Below are 18,206 nucleotides of genomic sequence, written 5' to 3' on the forward strand. Positions count from 1 at the left end.
TTTCTTTTATGTAACAAATCTCTAAATGAGACACCCTTGCCTAAAGACGCTAAAGTCATTTACGCACTAGATGCTCTCACGATAAGCTATAGATGTACAAACAAAAGAATTGGCTTTTCTCTATTATAACATTGTGCGTTACATTATTCGGAGGTGCAGAACATGGCAAAAGGATTAAAGGTTGTCACAATTGGCGGAGGATCAAGCTATACACCAGAGCTTGTAGAAGGATTTATTAAACGGTACGATGAATTTCCGATTAGCGAGCTTTGGCTTGTCGATATTGAAGCTGGAAAAGAAAAACTTGAAATCGTCGGAAATCTTGCAAAACGCATGGTGAAAAAGGCAGGACTTCCAATCGAGGTTCATTTAACATTAGATCGCCGAAAAGCGCTTGCGGGCGCTGATTTCGTCACAACACAATTCCGTGTCGGACTTCTTGAAGCACGTATGAAGGATGAACGCATTCCTTTAAAATATGATGTCATTGGTCAAGAAACGAATGGTCCAGGAGGTCTGTTCAAAGGACTACGCACCATTCCAGTCATTCTTGATATTGTGAAAGATATTGAAGAACTGTGCCCAGATGCATGGCTTGTGAACTTCACAAATCCAGCTGGTATGGTTACAGAAGCCGTACTTCGCTATTCAAACCATCGCAAAGTCGTTGGCTTATGCAACGTGCCAATCGGTATTCGCATGGGAATCGCCAAAGGACTTGATGTCGACGCAAGCAGAGTCGAGGTCAGCTTTGCTGGATTAAACCATATGGTCTTTGGCCTCAATGTATTCTTAGATGGCAAAAGCATCATGGATCAAGTCATCGAAGACATGGCAGATCCAAACTCCAGCATGTCGATGAACAACATTCAAGCCATTCCGTGGGATGCTGATTTCTTAAAAGGGCTTGGCGTCATTCCTTGTCCATATCACCGCTACTACTACAAAACTAGTGATATGCTGGCTGAAGAAAAGAAAGCAGCAGAGAATGAGGGCACTCGTGCAGAAGTCGTTCGTGCACTAGAAAATGACCTGTTCGAGCTTTACAAAGACCCTGATCTTGATATCAAGCCGCCACAGCTTGAAAAACGAGGTGGTGCCTACTACAGTGATGCGGCTTGTAACTTGATTGCATCCATTTATAACGACAAGCATGACATTCAGCCGGTAAACACCATTAACAATGGCGCGATTAGTGACATTCCAAATGATTCTGCCGTTGAACTCAACTGCGTTATCACAAAAGACGGTCCTAAACCAATCGCTGTTGGCGAAATGCCAGTCGCAGTCAAAGGACTCATTTCTCAAATTAAATCCTTTGAACGTGTTGCCGCTGAAGCAGCCGTGACAGGCGATTACAACACAGCACTTGTCGCAATGACGATCAACCCGCTCGTCCCATCAGATGCCATTGCAAAAAGCATCCTAGATGAAATGCTAGAAGCACACAAAGAATATTTACCACAGTTCTTCAATAAAGTAGAAGCATAAAACAGAACCGCACTTGTCAAAAGTGCGGTTTTCTTATTTCGCTGCAAACAGCCGGTCCATCTGAACGCGATCATAGTCTAATAACCACTGCTGTAAGCCTTCGTAGACGGGGGCGTAGGCACTCAGGATCTGCCGCAATGAGATCACAGCCTCGATCATCATATAAGTGAAAAATCATCTGTTTTGAGAGATTAATCAGATAGATTTCATCATCAAGCTTTCCCTTCATGATTTGATTCGGTGCATAGAAATCCTCTCGGCATATGGCATAGAGAAGCGGGCGTAATCGTATATCTTGTAGCTGGCACATCAGTGTAAATCTCTCCAATGTCAGTGGTTCATCTAGTTCTGGTCGTACATAAGTCAAAAGCTCGTGACGCAATCGATTGCGTACTTGCCGGCGGACATATTTCTGATAAACTAGGAGCTTTCGCTTTGTTAATTCATGTTCATGCTGCGTATAGACATCCGTTACAAGCAGCATATTGTCTTCTGGGTCAAAAGCATATCTGACAATTTCTAAAGCACGATCCCCCGCTTTTTCTAATACAACCGATTCCTTCCCTAATGACCAATCTGACACTTCAAAGCGAAGCCCAAAAGGCCAGAGGCGGCGTGAGGATAAGATCAGGAAAATGATTTTTTAAAAATCTATTGGTTTGATCGCTCATTCGCTTTCCTTTCATTGGCTTTATTTCTTATTTTACCGTCGAAGCTTATGGAAAAACAATTGGAAATAAACTGTCATTTCTTATATGATGGAAAGAGATGGAGGTGTGACCAATTGAAAAAATCAAAATGGTCTCTACAAGTGTTCCTTACAGCTCTGATCACCATGTGGATACAGGCGGGACTTGATCAAGCGAACATCATTCATATCACCAATGTATGGGTCGATGTCAGCAGCTGGCTTCTGATCTTCTTTATCATCTACGCACTTTTTGAATGGGCAGTTCACGTCTTAGCAAAAAGAAAAACCGCTCATCGCTGAACATCTCTTACACAACACATGTATCTCTCTGTCTATCAATCCAAGCGTTAAATCACTCTGTTCTTATATCATTCCACATTTCGCATTTTCTTCCGATAATAGAGGTAAGCACGGAATAAAATTTTGATGAATACTAGAAGGAGTGAAGAAAATGTCAGATCAACAGCACAACGCAGCACACGAAGAAGAAGAGGAATTCAATGTATACGACATGCTTCCACCTGCAGGCACAATCATCGGAGAAGCAACAGAAGAAGAAATGGAAGCCGCGGCAGCACTAGAAGTGAGACATTACGCCTTTATGCGTCTGCAAGACTCGTACATTCAATTTGATGGATCTTCCTATAAAGAATTGCTCAAAGACTTTCAAGAACTAGAATTTGATTCTGCAAAGTTTTGGAGAGCCATCGCAAGACGCCTGCAAGTCCCATACGAATGGCCAATCCGAATCGACCACGCAAACGGCCCTATTTATATTGGTGAAACAGAGGATAGCCGTGAGGTTGAGGAGAATGCGGAGTAAGGAAATGGTGACCCCCTTTTTGGTGAGGGGGTCTTTTAGTACCCAGTGAAAACCGCTTTGTCGCTATCGCAAAAAAAGCGAAATACATCGGTTGAAAAAACAAATAAGCAATATGAACGCTGTAACGCACATATTGCTTATTCTCGTGTTATGTTAACTCTGGCCAAAATGCTTTATTTGCCACAATTAAGTCGTCTAAAATATCTTTCGCTACTTTAGCACTAGGCACCGTTTTCGATAATGTGATAGCCTGCCATAGTTTTTGATAGGAGCCTTCTTCAAATGCTTCTACTACTAATTTTTCTACGCCAACTTGCTGCTCCATGAGACTTTTTTGAAATCTAGGAATTTCTCCAACCACTAATTTTTCTGGACCGTTGCTGCCAACGATACAAGGAATTTCGACCATGGCTGTTGGGTCAAAGTTCATGATGGCGCCATTGTTTTCTACAATCATCAGCATCCGTTCTTTTTTATTAAAAGCAATGGCTCTTGCTAAATCAACGATATAGGAAGCGTGTTCATCGATGGTTAACTTTGTTTCCTTCGCACTCCCTTTATCAATGATGGCCTGACATTCACTAAAAACAAAAGCTTCCCGCCCCTCCATCACTTCATTGGCACGTGTGAACGCTATATTTGCATGTGCCACTTCTTCATCTGGAAATAGATAGTATTTCAAATACGTATTCGGTACTGATTTTGGATCAAGTGCTTGAATATCTTTGGCCTTTTTTAATGTGCTGTTCCAGCTCTTCTGCTGTTCTAGTTCAGATGTTCCATCTGTTGCATAACCATGCTGGCTTACATGCTTAATCACCTCAGGCATTAAGCTATTCCCTGCTTTATCTCGAATATCTGTCCACCAGCCAAAATGATTCAAACCATAGTAATCTACTTCTAGTTCTTTACGTGAAGATAAACCTAAATTCTTTGCAATTAATTCTTCGATTCCAATTGGCATATCGCATATGTTTAAAATCTTGGAATTCGGTCTTAGCTTACGTGTTGCCTCTGCTACTATAGCTGCAGGGTTAGAATAGTTTAACATCCAAGCTTCAGGTGAGTATTTTTCCATATAATCGACAAGTTCTAATACACCTGGAATGGACCGCATTCCGTAAGCTATTCCGCCTGGGCCGCATGTTTCCTGTCCGACGACTCCATGCTTCAATGGAATTTTCTCATCTAATTCACGCATTGCATATTTGCCGACACGGATATGTGCCATGACAAAATCGACTTGAGTAAAGGCTTCTTCTGGGTCCGTGCTTGCCAGTAATCGCACTTCTGGTGCTCGTTCTTTTAACATAATCTCACATGCATCTGCAATCGTCTTTTGTCTAGCTTCATCATTATCATAGAGTTTAATTGTATGAATTGGGAACTCCTCTAGATAGTTTAACAGCATCAAAATGATCCCTGGTGTAAATGTACTTCCGCCTCCAGCAATGGTAATATTAAATGTTTTCATGATATCCAGCTCCTTTTTCAATTAAATGAAAGTTTTGTCTCAAAGGACTCTCTCACTTGCGGTACACTTAAGCCAACAATGATTTGAATGCTTTGACCACTCTTAGCCATTCCGTGTGCCATCTTATGTTTTGTAAAGTATTCCCTATCTTTCACCAAGCTAGGGTCAATCACTGTAATACGCAGACGCGTGGCACAGTTTGTCACATCTTTAATGTTTTCTTTACCGCCAAGGCCTTCTAAGAAATAAACGGCTTTCTCTTCATACTCAGACGCATAAACGGGCGCTTCCTTTTTGTCATGAGCTTTTTTATTAGCATTCTCATAATCTTGTTTTGTATATAGTCTAGTCTCCTCCTCATGTTTTCGTCCTGGTAATGGAATATCAAATTTCACAATCATCCATCTAAATATGACAAAATACAATGCTGTAAATAGAAGTCCCATCATGGCTTGGATCAGATAAATCCCTCCATGATTTGAAGAGAGCGGAATCCAGTTCAATGCAGCTATCTCAATAAGCCCGGAACCCATCATTCCGACAACACCAAACATATTCATGATTGTCACCATGGTGGCTCCAAGAAGTGCATGTATTACAAATAAATAAGGTGCGAGAAATAGAAATGTAAATTCAAGTGGTTCTGTAATTCCGGCAAATATTGCTGTTAATGTGGCGGGTAACACCAATGCCAAAACCTTTTTTCTATTTTCATTCGGGGTAGAAAAATACATCGCTAGAGCTATCCCTAAACAGCCGAACATCTTAATATTTCCATGCAGTAAAAATCCGTATGGATAAAGATTTTTCAAATCGGAAGTTGAGGTCGCAAATTCATTTAAGTGAGCAATCCAATATGGTTTTAACCCCCCATCTACAGCCGCTGGACCAAACTCAAAAGGTGTATAAATAAAATGGTGAAGTCCTGTTGGAATTAACACCCTTTCCAAGAAATGAAACAGCCAGACACCAATATAACCGGACTGTGACATGAACCCTTGGAGAGATTGAATTCCCTGCTGAACATAGGGCCATACAAAAGCAACGATAAAAGCAATAGGAATCATCACAAAGAATCCGATGATGACAACAAATACAAGACCCTGGAAAATGCCTAGCATTTCAGGCAGCTTTTGATCATAAAAACGATTATGGATCCAAATCACGATTCCAGATATCATCACCGCACCAATGATACTTGTATCCAGTGTAGGTATACCCGCAATTTCTTTTACACCCGCTACGTTCTCGACACCTTGCGATAAATCTACACCAAAAGTGGACGGCCAAAGTGTCAAAATAGCATAAATATAATTGTTAAACACAAGATAAATCATCAAAGCTGCGAGCGTAGCACGTGCTTGCGCTTTTTTTGCAAGAGAGATGGGCAAGCCAATCACAAATGCCAGCTCCATATGATTGAAAATCGTCCATCCCCCGCTTTCAATCAGTGCCCAAACCTTATACCACATCGTACCTTCTGCAGCCATTTCCCCCATAATCGCTGGATTCTTACATAAAGTCGCAAGGCCAACAACAATACCAAAAAATGCGAATAAAAGTACAGGAACTACCATAGCACTGCCAAATCGCTTGATTGCATTCATAAGCATAACCCCTTTGTTTGATCCATAAGACCACTGTAAAGGGAGCGCTTACAAAAACCAATAGGTTTGACGTATTTAGAAATCAAGTTGTAACATTAGATTATATTTTCACAGGAAGAAAATATTTTCATGTTGGAGGGCACATCGCATGATATTGGACAAGCTGGTAAATGAATACTTCGAAGATTTAAATAAGAATGACCTGCACATTATTAAAACGATTCACGATCACCTTGAAGAAATGAAGACAATGAAAATTCAGGATCTTGCTCATTATGCTCATACTTCCATCTCATCCATCCATCGGCTTGCCAAGAAAATAGGTTTCGACGGCTACAGTGACTTAAAGTCTTATGTGAAATTAAATAATCTTACTGAAGAAACAACACAAGATTTAATGAAGCTGCTCGATCAAGATATCCAGCAGACGAGGAAATATATGGAGCAGCTGGACTTTCATCAATTAAATCAACTGATTGATCGCGCACCGTATATTTATATTTATGGTACAGGAACAGCACAGCTCGATTTGGCCAATGATGTACAACGACAGTTATGGTCCCTGCATAAGAAATCTCAAGTTTTACGAAGTAAGCGAGACTTAACAGATGGAATCGTTGAATTTGGTGAGGATGACCTTTTATTTATTATTTCTTTATCAGGAGAATCGAAGAATTTAGATGAAATCATTCAACTGGTGAAAACAAGACATATCAAATTTATCAGCATGACCACATTGAGGAATAACCTCCTTGCACAAAATGCCATGTTTAACATCTATGTAAGCAGCACCCCGTTTCCCTTGTATAACAAAGTGGACAACTCCAGCTTTCTGCCATTTTACATTGTGGCAGATATTATTGTTAGGAAATTTAGTGAGTGGAAATGGAACCAATTGAATAATAGGACTTAAAAATAACAGGTACAGTTTTGGAGTGAAATGGTGAAAGAATCCATATTGCTTCACAAAAAAAGAGAGACACTTTTGTCTCTCTCAAAAAACACCAAAACATTTTTCTGAAATAAGTGATGACTGCGACCTTCTGTCTAACAGATTTGATGTAACATATCTATTTGCGGCTGTCTTTTCCTATTAATGTTATTCAGCCGTATAATGCCCAGCAAGCAGTTCATCAAACGAATTCGCTAATTTGAAATCTGTCTCATATTCTAAATCAAAGTAATGAACCGGTGGATGTTCTTTTGTTTCTCTATAGTCCAATGCGATCCACGTATGTCCATCACCACAGATGAGCACAAGCCCCTCAGGCAATTCCCATTCTTCTATTAAATAATCACTATCCATGATGCCTTCGCCTTTGGCAATTCCTCTTAAATGATCAAATGACACATGATCCTCTGCCCATCCATTCGGTTGATCCGTTGGAAAAGCGTTATGCAGGGTATAACCGCCATTTTGTTCAAGGATGAGCTTCTTATATGTATCCGGCAGCATGACACCTAGCTTCTTTTCCGCTTTTGCAATTCCTTTTTCATTAATTTTCTTAAATGTTTCTTCACTTTCTATGTCTTTATCCCAAAATGATTTCAAATAAAATACCTCCAATTGTTATTTCTATCTCATTTTACCATTTGAGTGAACTAGTTTAATAGTCCTATTTATAAAAAAAGAGAAGGGCTTCCCCTCCTCTTTTTGAATCATGATTGTTCTTGATTTCTCGCTTCAAATTCATCTAGCATTGCACGCACTTCATCTGTTGATGATGTGTTCATTAATTGATTTCTTAGGAAACTCGCTCCTCTGAATCCTTTTACATAAATCTTAAAGAATCGATGCAGTGCCTTGAATGGACGCAAACCTAGTGAGGAGTATTGATCATGAAGATCAAGATGCAACCTTAAAAGCCCTAGCAGCTCATCACTCGTATGCTCCTTCGGCTCTTTTTCAAAAGCAAATGGGTTATGGAAAATCCCGCGCCCAATCATCACACCGTCCACTCCATACTGCTCAGCGAGCTTTAAGCCTGTTTGACGATCAGGAATATCACCATTAATCGTCAAAAGAGTATCAGGTGCTACTTCATCACGAAGTTTTTTAATCTCAGGAATGAGCTCCCAATGCGCATCCACCTGGCTCATTTCCTTTCTTGTACGAAGGTGGATCGATAAATTCACAATGTCTTGCTCCAATATGTGTCTGAGCCAACCGCGCCATTCATCGACCTCTGTAAAACCAAGTCTCGTTTTCACACTGACAGGTAATCCCCCAGCTTTTGCAGCCTGAATCAGCTCTGCCGCAACGTCTGGGCGAAGAATCAAGCCACTGCCCTTCCCGTTTTGCGTGACATTCGGAACAGGACAGCCCATATTAATATCAAGCCCCTGAAACCCTAACTCCGCCATTCCAATGCTCATTTGTCTAAAGTTCTCAGGCTTGTCTCCCCAAATATGAGCAACAATTGGCTGCTCATCCTCTGTAAACGTTAAACGCCCTTTCACACTTTGAATGCCATCAGGGTGACAATAGCTCTCACTGTTCGTAAACTCTGTGAAAAACACATCCGGTCTCGCCGCCTCACTCACAACATGACGAAACACAACATCTGTCACTTCTTCCATTGGTGCTAATATAAAAAATGGCCGTGGTAAATCACGCCAGAAATTTTTACTCATCTTTCATCCAATTCCTCTCATGACATAGCGCCTTAAAGGGCATGTCCTTCTATAAAATCTTTCAGCAATTTTTATCATTATATACTTTAGTAAGGATTCAACGCAAAAGGAGCGTAAAATGAACATTAACAAAATACGATCAGCACTATATAAAATATCAAAAATTTGAGGAGACGTAAACGTTGTTCAAAAAGGTACTACTGGGAAACTTGTCATGCGACGGGTAGTAGGTAAAGCATCCGCTAAACTAATGAAAAAGATATTCAAATAAAAAAAGCCCTATGCAGGGGCTTTTTTTATATTGTAATTGCCTTTTCTGTTACATGATAAGTTTTAGAAGTAATGATTTTATCAAGTGACCAACCGGCAGCGAATAACACAGAAAAAATTGTTAAACTGATAAATAACTTTTTCATTATAACGCCTCCGCCATTTTTAGTATTTGTTGTTGAGCTTTAATGGTCTTTTTTAGATATTCTCTATTCAATTCAAAATTCCCTTTTTGATAATGATAATCTGCAAGTTTTTCTGATAACTCTGCAACATCTTGCCATAGAAGTTTACTTTCTAAATAACCGAGGCTTTCTTTTATCTCCAATTGATTATACTCTTCAAAAAGTGCATAAATGATTTTTAATTTAGCTATATATTCTTGATCGTCTGCAAGGTTTGCTCTATTTATGCCACAAATAAAATATTGATTTCCTTTATCTTTTTTACCTTGTTCGTAGAATACCCATGACAACATATAAAGAGTTCTAATTCCCGAAACCGTTTCGGCGTGTTCTTTAATTTGAATTGAATTTTGAAATTCATTCTCTGCGGTTTCAATTTTCCCAGCTCTCTTTTTTACTAATCCTATATTATGATGTATTACACCAATGATTCTTCGTGCTGTATCCTCTTTAAGCTCTTGAGCCAAACTCAAGGCTTCCCGATAATAAGATTCTGCCTCATCTAAGCGGTATAAGTCGTACATATTCGCTCCAAATTTGATATTACAACCGACTACTTTCGCTTTGTAAAACTCGCTTGTTGAATACATTTCTTTTGCTTTTTCCAAATGGTTTAATGATACGAAATGTTGATCAATGCGATAATAAGCATCAGCCAGTTTATAATGAAATTCCGCTCTTTCTATATCATCAGGTACATTCTTTAAATGTTCTTCAGCAATCTTATAAAAATTTATAGCAGCAACATAATTTTTGTGATGGAATTCGTGCATACCTCTAAAGAAGTTTGAATAGTAGTCAAGCGTTCCTTTGACATGGGGTTGTTTGTTCTCTATTTCTTTGAGTAAGTTGGGTAAAGTGGGGCGTTGTTGATTCATTTCAATAGGCTCAAGACTCTCAAGCATGAGTCGATGCCTAAACTCCATTAATTGATAATAAAGTAGTAAATCTTGATCCTCTTCCATGTTCTCTATTTCTCTTTCAACCTGTTCTTTTAAAATCTCTGCATCCGGCACGCTGAATGTTCTTATAAATCTATACCAATCATTTATCAAGATACCAACTTGAGAAGAAAGAATTTTCTCCACTCCCGCTATCCCCTTCCTTAATATCCCTTATAATGACACATATTATCATTTTCGGTATGACTCCACACCGAAAAGAAACCGCAATTATTTCATAAATGAAATCGACACTTAGAAATATCACATTATAAAAATAGTACAAAAATATCTTTCAACCTTAATAAGGATATTGTTACGATTTTTGTGTATTTTATAGAAAGGAGTGATTATTTTATAGTAAAGACCTATATGGATAAAGGAGAAAAGTGGACAGAAAAACAGTTCACTATGCTTTTATTAAAAGTTGCTAAAACTTTGGCAAAATTCATTATTAATCTTCTTTAAATAAACAATAAGTGCTAAATAGCGCTTTTTTATGGAGGTATTCATGTCTTTTTCTTACGTGATTTCATTGACTTTTTTAATACTCCTATTAGTGTCTATCATATTCTATACTTTTTTAAGGAAGAAAAACGTTGTAGATGAAGCCCCTGGCGCTATTGTTGCCATTCTTCTTATTTTACTAATATTTTTTTCCCTTAGTATCGTTATTGCCCTTCCAACTGCCATGCTCTATTTAGTCACATTGGGAGTGAATTTTCTTTTCGGTGAATACATCACTTATGATTCTTTCTTCTCTTTGATCACCTTTTCATTGTTAGTCAGCATCATCGTAGTTTTTTGGTCATTTATCGTTTTATTTATAGGGAAAGGAATCACTTTTTTGTTAAAGGTCCCAAAATGGATAACTTATATTTCAGAATTTTTTGCTTCGTGGGCTCTTATTTACTTCTCGATTAAATATGTACTAAATTTGGAGAAAATTGAAGTTTCTATATGGGGGAATGGTGTATTAATTTTATCTTTCTTTGTTAGCTTTTTATACATTGGCCTTGATATCATATCCTCTGCGCTGGATCAAAAAAATAAGAACATAGAAGAAGAACCTCCTATCCATTAATGGAGATGGGGTTATATTCATTTCATAGCTTTTTCTATCTATATTCATATGTCTATAGAGCTTTATTTTAATAGCATTTCTAACAAATTACGGAAGTTAGATAAAACTACTTTTCAAAGAGAAATCCATTCGTTTTACCTACTTCCGTTTGACTCCTCAAATTACAAGAGTGAATTTTTTATTCTAACGGAGGGGAAGCAAAAATATCCCGATATCGATATTTTTCACGAAATCGGGACATCTCAATTACTGATGAATCACAAGACTTGCCACGCACTCCACATGACTCGTATGCGGAAACATATCCACAGGCTGCACTTCCTCTGTCACATACCCGCCATCTTCAAGAATACGCAAATCACGAGCTAGCGTCCCGGGATTACAAGACACATACACAACACGGTTTGGTTTCATCTTTAAAATGGTGTCAAGCAGTGCTTCGTCACAGCCTTTTCTTGGCGGATCGACGACGAGGGTATCTGCTTTGATGCCTTCTTTGTACCAGTTTGGGATGACGGCTTCTGCTTCGCCGACTGCGAATTCGACGTTGTTGATCCCGTTTAAGGCAGCGTTGCGTTTTGCATCTTCAATCGCTTCTGGCACAATTTCCACGCCATATACTCTGCCTGCTTTTTGTGCGAGAAATAAGGAAATCGTACCGATTCCGCAGTAGGCATCGATGACGGTTTCTTCGCCTTGCAGCTCTGCATATTCAAGCGCTTTATCATAAAGCACCTTTGTTTGAGCTGGATTCACTTGATAAAACGAGCGGGCTGAAATAGCAAATTTGATGTCGCCAATCGTGTCATAAATGTATTCTTCTCCCCATAAAACAGTCGTTTCGTCTCCGAAAATGACATTTGTTTTCTTTGAATTCACGTTTTGCACAATTGACCGAACATGTGGGAATCGTGTTATCATCTGCTCAATCACCTGCTGCTTTTGCGGAAAGTCAGCCGTTCTAGTGACAAACACAACCATCATTTCACCTGTTGCAATGCCGTAGCGAACCATCACATGTCGCAGCCAGCCTTTGTGCCGCTCTTCGTTATATGCTTTCATGCCAAACGCATTGCATATGTCTTTTACTGCCTGTACCACTTCGTCATTTTCTGATTGCTGGATCAAACATTTTTCCATATCGATGATTTCATGGGTACGCTGCTGATAAAATCCTGCAACAAGTCCGCCTTCCCGTTCGCCAACTGGAACTTGTGCTTTGTTTCGATAATTCCAAGGGTCTTCCATGCCGAGTACAGGATGAACTTTTACACGGCTCATATCAAGCTTACCGATCCGCTCTAATACGTCCTTTACTTGTTTCTGCTTAAATAGCAGCTGGCCTTCATAGCTCATATGCTGAATTTGACAGCCTCCGCACTGCTTGTAGATAGGACATGGCGCATCTTGCCTGTGCTGACTTTCCTTTGTCAGCTCCATGAGTCGCCCAAAAGCAAATCCTTTTTTGACACGTGTGACTTTGATTTTCCCTTGCTCGTCAGGCAGGGCATTCGGTACAAAGACAGGGAACCCTTCAATTTTCGCTACACCTGCACCTTCGTGCGTTAAGTCTTCGAAGGTTACATTGTAGTATTCATTCTTTTCAACAGGCGGTTTCATTTTCACCAATTTTATCACCTCATTTGCAAAGAAAAACTTGGCGCCATAAGGAACCAAGTTCAATCTCTACCCTATTTTTTCAGCTGTTGCTTTTGGCACTATAAATTCAATATGACGATACAGGTTTTCAAATTCACCTGGCAGCATGCCGCCGAATTCGCCATCTAAATTTAATTGCATTTTATCTTTTACATCTACCTTCACGCGATTCGCTTTTGCGTAGATGACATTGTTATCATGAATATGCTCGCCTCGCAGTGCAAGGCTGACTACTCGAATGGCTTCTGCTAAATTGACCTTCTTTAAAATAATCAGGTCAAACATTCCATCATCTAAAATGGAATCTGGCGCTAGCTTTTCAAAGCCGCCTACTGAATTTGTGAGTGAAACAAGAAACAGCATGATTTCTCCATGAAACAATTTGCCGTCATATTCAATTTCGACTTCTGTCGGGCGGATAGAAGGAAGCATCTCCATGCCTTTTAAATAATAAGCAAGCTGTCCGAGCATTGTCTTCAGCTTACTAGGCACTTCATAGGTGAGCTCTGTTAACCGGCCGCCGCCTGCAATATTAATAAAATAATGGCCATTGACTTTACCGATATCAAGCGGCTTCGCTACACCATCAATAATGGCATCTGTCGCTTTTAAAACACCTTCTCGTGGAATTCCAAGTGCTCTTGCGAAGTCATTTGTTGTTCCAACAGGAATGATTCCTAGTTTTGGTCTTTTTTCAAGCGGTGCTAGTCCGTTGACGACTTCATTGATCGTGCCGTCTCCACCTGCTGCTACAATTAAATCAAAGTCTCTCTGTGCAGCTTTTTCGGCTGCTTGTGTCGCATCTCCTGCACATGTCGTCGCATGACAAGATGTTTCATAGCCAGCTTGTTCAAATTTTTGCAAAACCTGCGGCAAATTCTTCTTGAAGAGTTCACGCCCAGATGTCGGATTGTATATAATTCGAGCACGTTTCATTCATCATCATCCTATATTCATTATGCAATCTATTTTCACCACTAACAACCTTTAATTATACTATGAGATTTGAAAATGGCAACAGAACAACACCCTAATATGAGAAATCTCCTGCCACATTTCCCTAAGCAAGAAAGCATTCTGATAAGATAAAAGAAAACGCTGTAAAGGATGATATACGATGAAAAAACCTGTCTATTTTAATCATGACGGCGGTGTTGATGACCTTGTCTCGTTATTTCTTCTCCTTCAGATGGAACATCTGAAAGTGATCGGGACGTCTGTGATTCCTGCTGATTGTTATTTAGAGAGAGCCTGCTCTCAGTGCGTCTCAAAAAATCATTGATCGATTTAGCCCATATGAAATTGAAGTCGCTGCTTCAAATTCTAGAGGCGTCAATCCTTTTCCAAAAGAGTGGCGCATGCATGCTTTTTATGTAGATGCCTTACCTATTTTAAACGAGAAAGGCACTGTTGATACAAAAGTATCCAAGCTTCCAGCCCACCTTCATCTAATTGAAACGGTTAAAAAGGCAGCAGAACCTGTCACGCTGCTCTTTACAGGTCCGCTCACAGACCTTGCTCGCGCCTTAGAAGAAGATCCTTCAATCTCTAATAAAATTGAAAAATTGGTATGGATGGGCGGTACGTTCCTTGAAAAAGGCAATGTCGAAGAACCCGAGCATGATGGGACAGCAGAATGGAATGCCTTTTGGGACCCTTATGCTGTCAGCACTGTCTTCAAGGAACGCTTTCCTATTGAAATGGTCGCACTTGAAAGCACGAATCAAGTTCCGCTTACACTAGATGTGCGTCAGCGCTGGGCTTCCCTTCGTTCTCATATTGGAATAGATTTTATCGGACAGTGCTACGCCTTTTGTCCACCGCTCATTCATCATGAAACGAATTCGACGTATTACTTATGGGACGTGCTGACTACGATGACTCTTGCTTCTTCATCATTTACCCGTTCAAAAGAAGTGAATGCGATCGTTTATACTGAGACGCCAAAGCAAGGACGCACAGAAGAGCATCCAGATGGAAAGTCACTACAAGTGATTGACCATGTCAATCGTGATGCCTTTTTCCACGCATTTGAAGGTCTCATGAGAAAAGCTGTTTGTCAGATTTCAAATAAAAAACCCCGCCAATGAGCGGGGCTTCCTCTTATTCTTCTTCAGCGTACTTTTTCTTACGTCTGAACTTGCTTAAAATTTCATACACGATTGGGACGATGACCAATGTGAGAAGTGTAGAACTTGTTAAACCGCCAATTACGGTGACACCAAGTCCTTTTGATACGATCTGGCTTCCGCCTTCAAATCCTAATGCGAGTGGCAGCAGTGCACCGATCGTTGCAAGTGCCGTCATTAAGATTGGACGTAATCTTATTGTTCCTGCTTCAAGTAAAGCCTCTCTTGTTGAAAGACCTTCTTTTTCTTTATGAATCACTCGGTCAATCAAGACGATCGCATTTGTCACAACAATTCCGATCAGCATGAGCAGTCCAATCATGGCGTTTAAGCTGATGGTTTCTTTTGCTAAAAACAATCCAACGAGTGCGCCAATAATTGTAAATGGAAGTGAGAAGAGAATCGCAAATGGTGCAAGACCTCCGCCAAATGTGATGACGAGAACGAGGTACACAATGGCAATCGCTGCGAGCATTGCGAGACCAAGCTGTGTAAAGGATTCCTCAATATCCGCACTTACGCCGCCTGTGTCAATCGTTACGCCAGATTTCAAATCAAGCTTGTCGACTTTCTTCTGAACATCCTGCGTCACACTTGAGACGTTGTCTGTTGTCATGTCACCAGACACTTCTGCGTAGATTTTCCCATCACGTTTTGTCACCGTATTTGCTGTCGTACCATCTTTTACTTTTACGACATCACCAATTCGGACTTCTTGCCCTGTTGGTGTTGTGATCTTTTTATTTTCTAAATCTTTTTTGCTCTTATATTCATCTTTTTCAGTTTGAAGCTTCACATCTAGTTCTTTGCCGTCCTCTGTAACTTTCGTCAGTGTTGTTTCACTATTTTGAGGGGCAATCGCTTGAGCGATTTGTGAAGCAGTTAGACCCAGCTTCGCCAGTTTTTCTTGATCTGCATTAAACGTATATTCGTCGTATTTCTCAGATAAGCTTGTGCTGACATTTTTCAGGTTTTTCTCATCTTTTAAGATGTTCTCGACATCTTTTACTGTGCCTTCAATATCGCTTACTTTGTCACCGTAGACATAGTACGTTACTGTATTGCTTGCGCCAGCAGATGAGAAGTCTTGTGATTTCCATTCCCCTTTAGACGTTTTGTCTTGCAGGGCTTTGACCACTTTATCTTTTTCTTTATCAAAGTTTGGCGTGTCTTCATCATATTGTACGAAGAATAACGCACCGTTAGAGTTGCCGCCTACACTTGCTGTCAGGGCATTTGAAGAGCCTAGTGAATATTGAACAGTATTGACATGGTCACGTTTGATCAAATATTCTTCTGCTTTTTTCGTTTCATCGATAGCTTGTTCTCTCGTTTGTCCAGGTTCAGGTGTATAAGTCACCATCGCCGTCTTCTCTGCTTCCTGTGGTAAGAAGCTGACACCGACAAGGGGTGCTAAGAATAAGCTTCCGACAAGCATAAGAATGGCAATTCCTGATGTGATCCATTTGTGGTTCAGTGTCCAATTGAGTATACGTCTATAACCGCCAGCAAGCTTACTTGGTTTATGCTCTTTTACTTTTTTCGCTGTGCCGTACAGGTCCTTTTTAAATAGACTGTGTGCCATCATTGGAACAATCGTAATGGCGACAAGCAGTGATGCAAGTAAAGCAAACACAATCGTTAGAGCAAATGGGATGAATAGTTCACCAATCATTCCACCTACTAATGCTAACGGTAAGAATACCGCAATGGTAACAATTGTCGAAGACATGATTGGGATAAACATTTCTTTTGTGGCTTCTCTGACGAGTGCTTTGCCTTTTAACGGTTCATCCTTTAACGCCATTCGCCGATAGATATTTTCTATGACCACAATCGAGTCATCGACCACACGTCCAATGGCGACGGTCATGGCACCAAGCGTCATGATATTTAATGTAATATCCAGCTGATTTAATAATAAAACAGCAATCAACAGAGATAACGGAATGGAGATGACCGAAATTAATGTTGATTTGATATCTCGAAGGAACAATAGGATGATAATGATCGCAAAGATTGCTCCGATGATTGCCTTGTTTAGCATTGTGCTGACAGACTCTTTAATCGGCTCTGCTTGATCATATGTCGTGCTGACTTTAATTCCTTTGTTGTCTTTTTTGAATTTCTCAAGCTCTTTTGTCACTTCTTCTGCCACACTCACGGTGTTGGCATCAGAGCCTTTGACAATTTGCAGACCAATGCTGTCTTTTCCATTCGTTCTAGAGATCGATTCTGCATCTTTCACGACTTTAATATCCGCAATTTCAGAAAGCTTGATCGTCGGCAGCTCTACAGATTGACCGCTTGCTGCACCTCCACCAGTTTGCTGCTGAGCTGCTGCTTGCTGTTGACTAGCATTTCCAGCCTGCTGCTCTGCACCTTGCGCACCTGGGTTTCCAGCGCCGCTAGATGGTGCTCCAGCTCCAGCGCTTCCCGCAACGCCGCTTGCATTTGGTGTGACAGGGATTCGCATGTTTTTCAAATCTTTGACGCTTAAAATATTGCCGTCCACGACAACTGATTTTTGTTTGTTGCCAAATGTGTATAGACCTAATGGTACGTTGACATCAGAGCCTTTGATCATGTTTTGGACGGTTTCTTCATCTAAACCGTATTCTTTCAATTTCTTTTGTTTAAAAGAAAATTCCACTTCTTTGATTTGCTGTCCTGAAGCTTCGACAGAAGAGACACCATCTAATCCTTCAAGAGAAGGAACAAGGTCGTTTTCTACTTTCTGTGTAAGGTCTTCTAATGATTCTTTATCACCAGAGACACTGAGTGCTAAGATTGGAATCGCGTTGATGCTAAAGCGTGCGATTTTTGGTTTTTCTGCATTTTCCGGAAAATTGATATTAGTAATGGCATCTTCAATTTCCTTCTTTGCTTCATCCATGTCTTTGTTGTAATCGTACTCGACTTGAATGGATGATGCATTTTCAAAAGAATTAGAAGTGACCACCTTGACCCCATTGAGGTTTTGAATAGACTTCTCAATTGGGTCGGTCACCTTATCTGATACTTCGTCCGGCGTTGCGCCAGGATACGTTGTAGAAACCGTAATGACTGGAGTGTTGATATTCGGGATTGATTCTTGTTTCATATTCAATCCGGCATATAGACCAGCAACTGTTACGATAATCGTCATGAGCCATACAGCGAACTTATTCTTTAATACAAAATTGATGATCGAATTCATTATGTCCTCCATTTTCCTT

The 18,206-nt window shown here is 40.1% G+C and carries 13 protein-coding genes and 2 pseudogenes; 6 read left to right on the plus strand and 9 right to left on the minus strand.

Annotated features, from left to right (window positions below):
* The first annotated feature begins 162 nt into the window (after positions 1–162).
* Positions 163–1,491, plus strand: coding sequence for a 6-phospho-beta-glucosidase (locus tag C6W21_RS17395; RefSeq protein ID WP_106051841.1), 1,329 nt, complete (start codon positions 163–165; stop codon positions 1,489–1,491).
* Between the two features lie 70 nt (positions 1,492–1,561).
* Here the strand turns inward: C6W21_RS17395 and C6W21_RS19375 are convergent, their stop codons facing one another.
* Positions 1,562–2,074 carry a DUF3885 domain-containing protein gene (locus C6W21_RS19375; protein WP_262982833.1) on the minus strand — a complete coding sequence of 171 codons (513 nt, stop codon included), beginning with the start codon at positions 2,072–2,074 and terminating at the stop codon, positions 1,562–1,564.
* A 201-nt stretch (positions 2,075–2,275) separates the two neighbouring features.
* Between C6W21_RS19375 and C6W21_RS17405 the strand changes: the two genes are divergently transcribed.
* Together C6W21_RS17405 and C6W21_RS17410 are read left to right on the plus strand one after the other, a co-directional pair.
* Positions 2,276–2,482, plus strand: coding sequence for a hypothetical protein (locus tag C6W21_RS17405; RefSeq protein ID WP_106051843.1), 207 nt, complete (start codon positions 2,276–2,278; stop codon positions 2,480–2,482).
* A 151-nt stretch (positions 2,483–2,633) separates the two neighbouring features.
* On the plus strand, positions 2,634–3,005 hold the full coding sequence (locus C6W21_RS17410) for a hypothetical protein (protein ID WP_106051847.1): 372 nt from the start codon (positions 2,634–2,636) through the stop codon (positions 3,003–3,005).
* A 148-nt stretch (positions 3,006–3,153) separates the two neighbouring features.
* Here the strand turns inward: C6W21_RS17410 and C6W21_RS17415 are convergent, their stop codons facing one another.
* A complete protein-coding gene (locus C6W21_RS17415) occupies positions 3,154–4,479 on the minus strand; it encodes a 6-phospho-alpha-glucosidase (RefSeq protein ID WP_106051851.1) in 1,326 nt (441 codons plus the stop codon).
* A 17-nt stretch (positions 4,480–4,496) separates the two neighbouring features.
* A complete protein-coding gene (locus C6W21_RS17420; protein ID WP_106051855.1) occupies positions 4,497–6,086 on the minus strand; it encodes an alpha-glucoside-specific PTS transporter subunit IIBC in 1,590 nt (529 codons plus the stop codon).
* A 148-nt stretch (positions 6,087–6,234) separates the two neighbouring features.
* On the opposite strand from C6W21_RS17420, the gene C6W21_RS17425 reads away from it, so the two are divergent.
* On the plus strand, positions 6,235–6,999 hold the full coding sequence (locus C6W21_RS17425; protein WP_106051858.1) for a MurR/RpiR family transcriptional regulator: 765 nt from the start codon (positions 6,235–6,237) through the stop codon (positions 6,997–6,999).
* A 189-nt stretch (positions 7,000–7,188) separates the two neighbouring features.
* Here the strand turns inward: C6W21_RS17425 and C6W21_RS17430 are convergent.
* From C6W21_RS17430 to C6W21_RS17440, 3 genes and pseudogenes are all read right to left on the minus strand, one after another.
* Positions 7,189–7,638, minus strand: a pseudogene (locus tag C6W21_RS17430) (SMI1/KNR4 family protein); the annotation flags it as partial.
* Between the two features lie 107 nt (positions 7,639–7,745).
* Positions 7,746–8,720, minus strand: coding sequence for a tRNA dihydrouridine synthase (locus C6W21_RS17435; RefSeq protein WP_017366774.1), 975 nt, complete (start codon positions 8,718–8,720; stop codon positions 7,746–7,748).
* A 415-nt stretch (positions 8,721–9,135) separates the two neighbouring features.
* Positions 9,136–10,263, minus strand: a complete 1,128-nt coding sequence (locus tag C6W21_RS17440) for a Rap family tetratricopeptide repeat protein (protein WP_106051862.1) — start codon at positions 10,261–10,263, stop codon at positions 9,136–9,138.
* Between the two features lie 364 nt (positions 10,264–10,627).
* On the opposite strand from C6W21_RS17440, the gene C6W21_RS17445 reads away from it, so the two are divergent.
* The gene (locus C6W21_RS17445; protein WP_106051866.1) at positions 10,628–11,200 is read left to right on the plus strand and encodes a hypothetical protein; all 573 of its coding nucleotides are present in this window, start codon (positions 10,628–10,630) and stop codon (positions 11,198–11,200) included.
* A gap of 246 nt (positions 11,201–11,446) precedes the next feature.
* Here the strand turns inward: C6W21_RS17445 and rlmD are convergent, their stop codons facing one another.
* Complete coding sequence (rlmD, locus tag C6W21_RS17450) at positions 11,447–12,826, minus strand: 23S rRNA (uracil(1939)-C(5))-methyltransferase RlmD (RefSeq protein WP_106052118.1); 1,380 nt, start codon at positions 12,824–12,826, stop codon at positions 11,447–11,449.
* Between the two features lie 60 nt (positions 12,827–12,886).
* The gene (locus C6W21_RS17455) at positions 12,887–13,795 is read right to left on the minus strand and encodes a diacylglycerol kinase (protein ID WP_034664632.1); all 909 of its coding nucleotides are present in this window, start codon (positions 13,793–13,795) and stop codon (positions 12,887–12,889) included.
* A gap of 181 nt (positions 13,796–13,976) precedes the next feature.
* Between C6W21_RS17455 and C6W21_RS17460 the strand changes: the two are divergent.
* Positions 13,977–14,949: pseudogene (locus tag C6W21_RS17460) on the plus strand (nucleoside hydrolase).
* A gap of 13 nt (positions 14,950–14,962) precedes the next feature.
* Here C6W21_RS17460 and C6W21_RS17465 read toward each other — a convergent pair.
* On the minus strand, positions 14,963–18,187 hold the full coding sequence (locus C6W21_RS17465) for an efflux RND transporter permease subunit (protein ID WP_106051871.1): 3,225 nt from the start codon (positions 18,185–18,187) through the stop codon (positions 14,963–14,965).
* Between the last annotated feature and the right edge of the window lie 19 nt (positions 18,188–18,206).

It is taken from the genome of Bacillus sp. NMCN1, from assembly GCF_002998085.1.
Taxonomy (GTDB): domain Bacteria; phylum Bacillota; class Bacilli; order Bacillales; family Bacillaceae; genus Bacillus.

Coding starts and splice junctions, on each gene's coding strand:
- C6W21_RS17410 (WP_106051847.1), top strand. CDS start 2,634: ATGTCAGATCAACAGCACAACGCAGCACACGAAGAAGAAGAGGAATTC.
- C6W21_RS17445 (WP_106051866.1), top strand. CDS start 10,628: ATGTCTTTTTCTTACGTGATTTCATTGACTTTTTTAATACTCCTATTA.
- C6W21_RS17465 (WP_106051871.1), bottom strand. CDS start 18,187: ATGAATTCGATCATCAATTTTGTATTAAAGAATAAGTTCGCTGTATGG.
- C6W21_RS17415 (WP_106051851.1), bottom strand. CDS start 4,479: ATGAAAACATTTAATATTACCATTGCTGGAGGCGGAAGTACATTTACA.
- C6W21_RS17425 (WP_106051858.1), top strand. CDS start 6,235: ATGATATTGGACAAGCTGGTAAATGAATACTTCGAAGATTTAAATAAG.
- C6W21_RS17395 (WP_106051841.1), top strand. CDS start 163: ATGGCAAAAGGATTAAAGGTTGTCACAATTGGCGGAGGATCAAGCTAT.
- C6W21_RS17420 (WP_106051855.1), bottom strand. CDS start 6,086: ATGAATGCAATCAAGCGATTTGGCAGTGCTATGGTAGTTCCTGTACTT.
- C6W21_RS17455 (WP_034664632.1), bottom strand. CDS start 13,795: ATGAAACGTGCTCGAATTATATACAATCCGACATCTGGGCGTGAACTC.
- C6W21_RS17435 (WP_017366774.1), bottom strand. CDS start 8,720: ATGAGTAAAAATTTCTGGCGTGATTTACCACGGCCATTTTTTATATTA.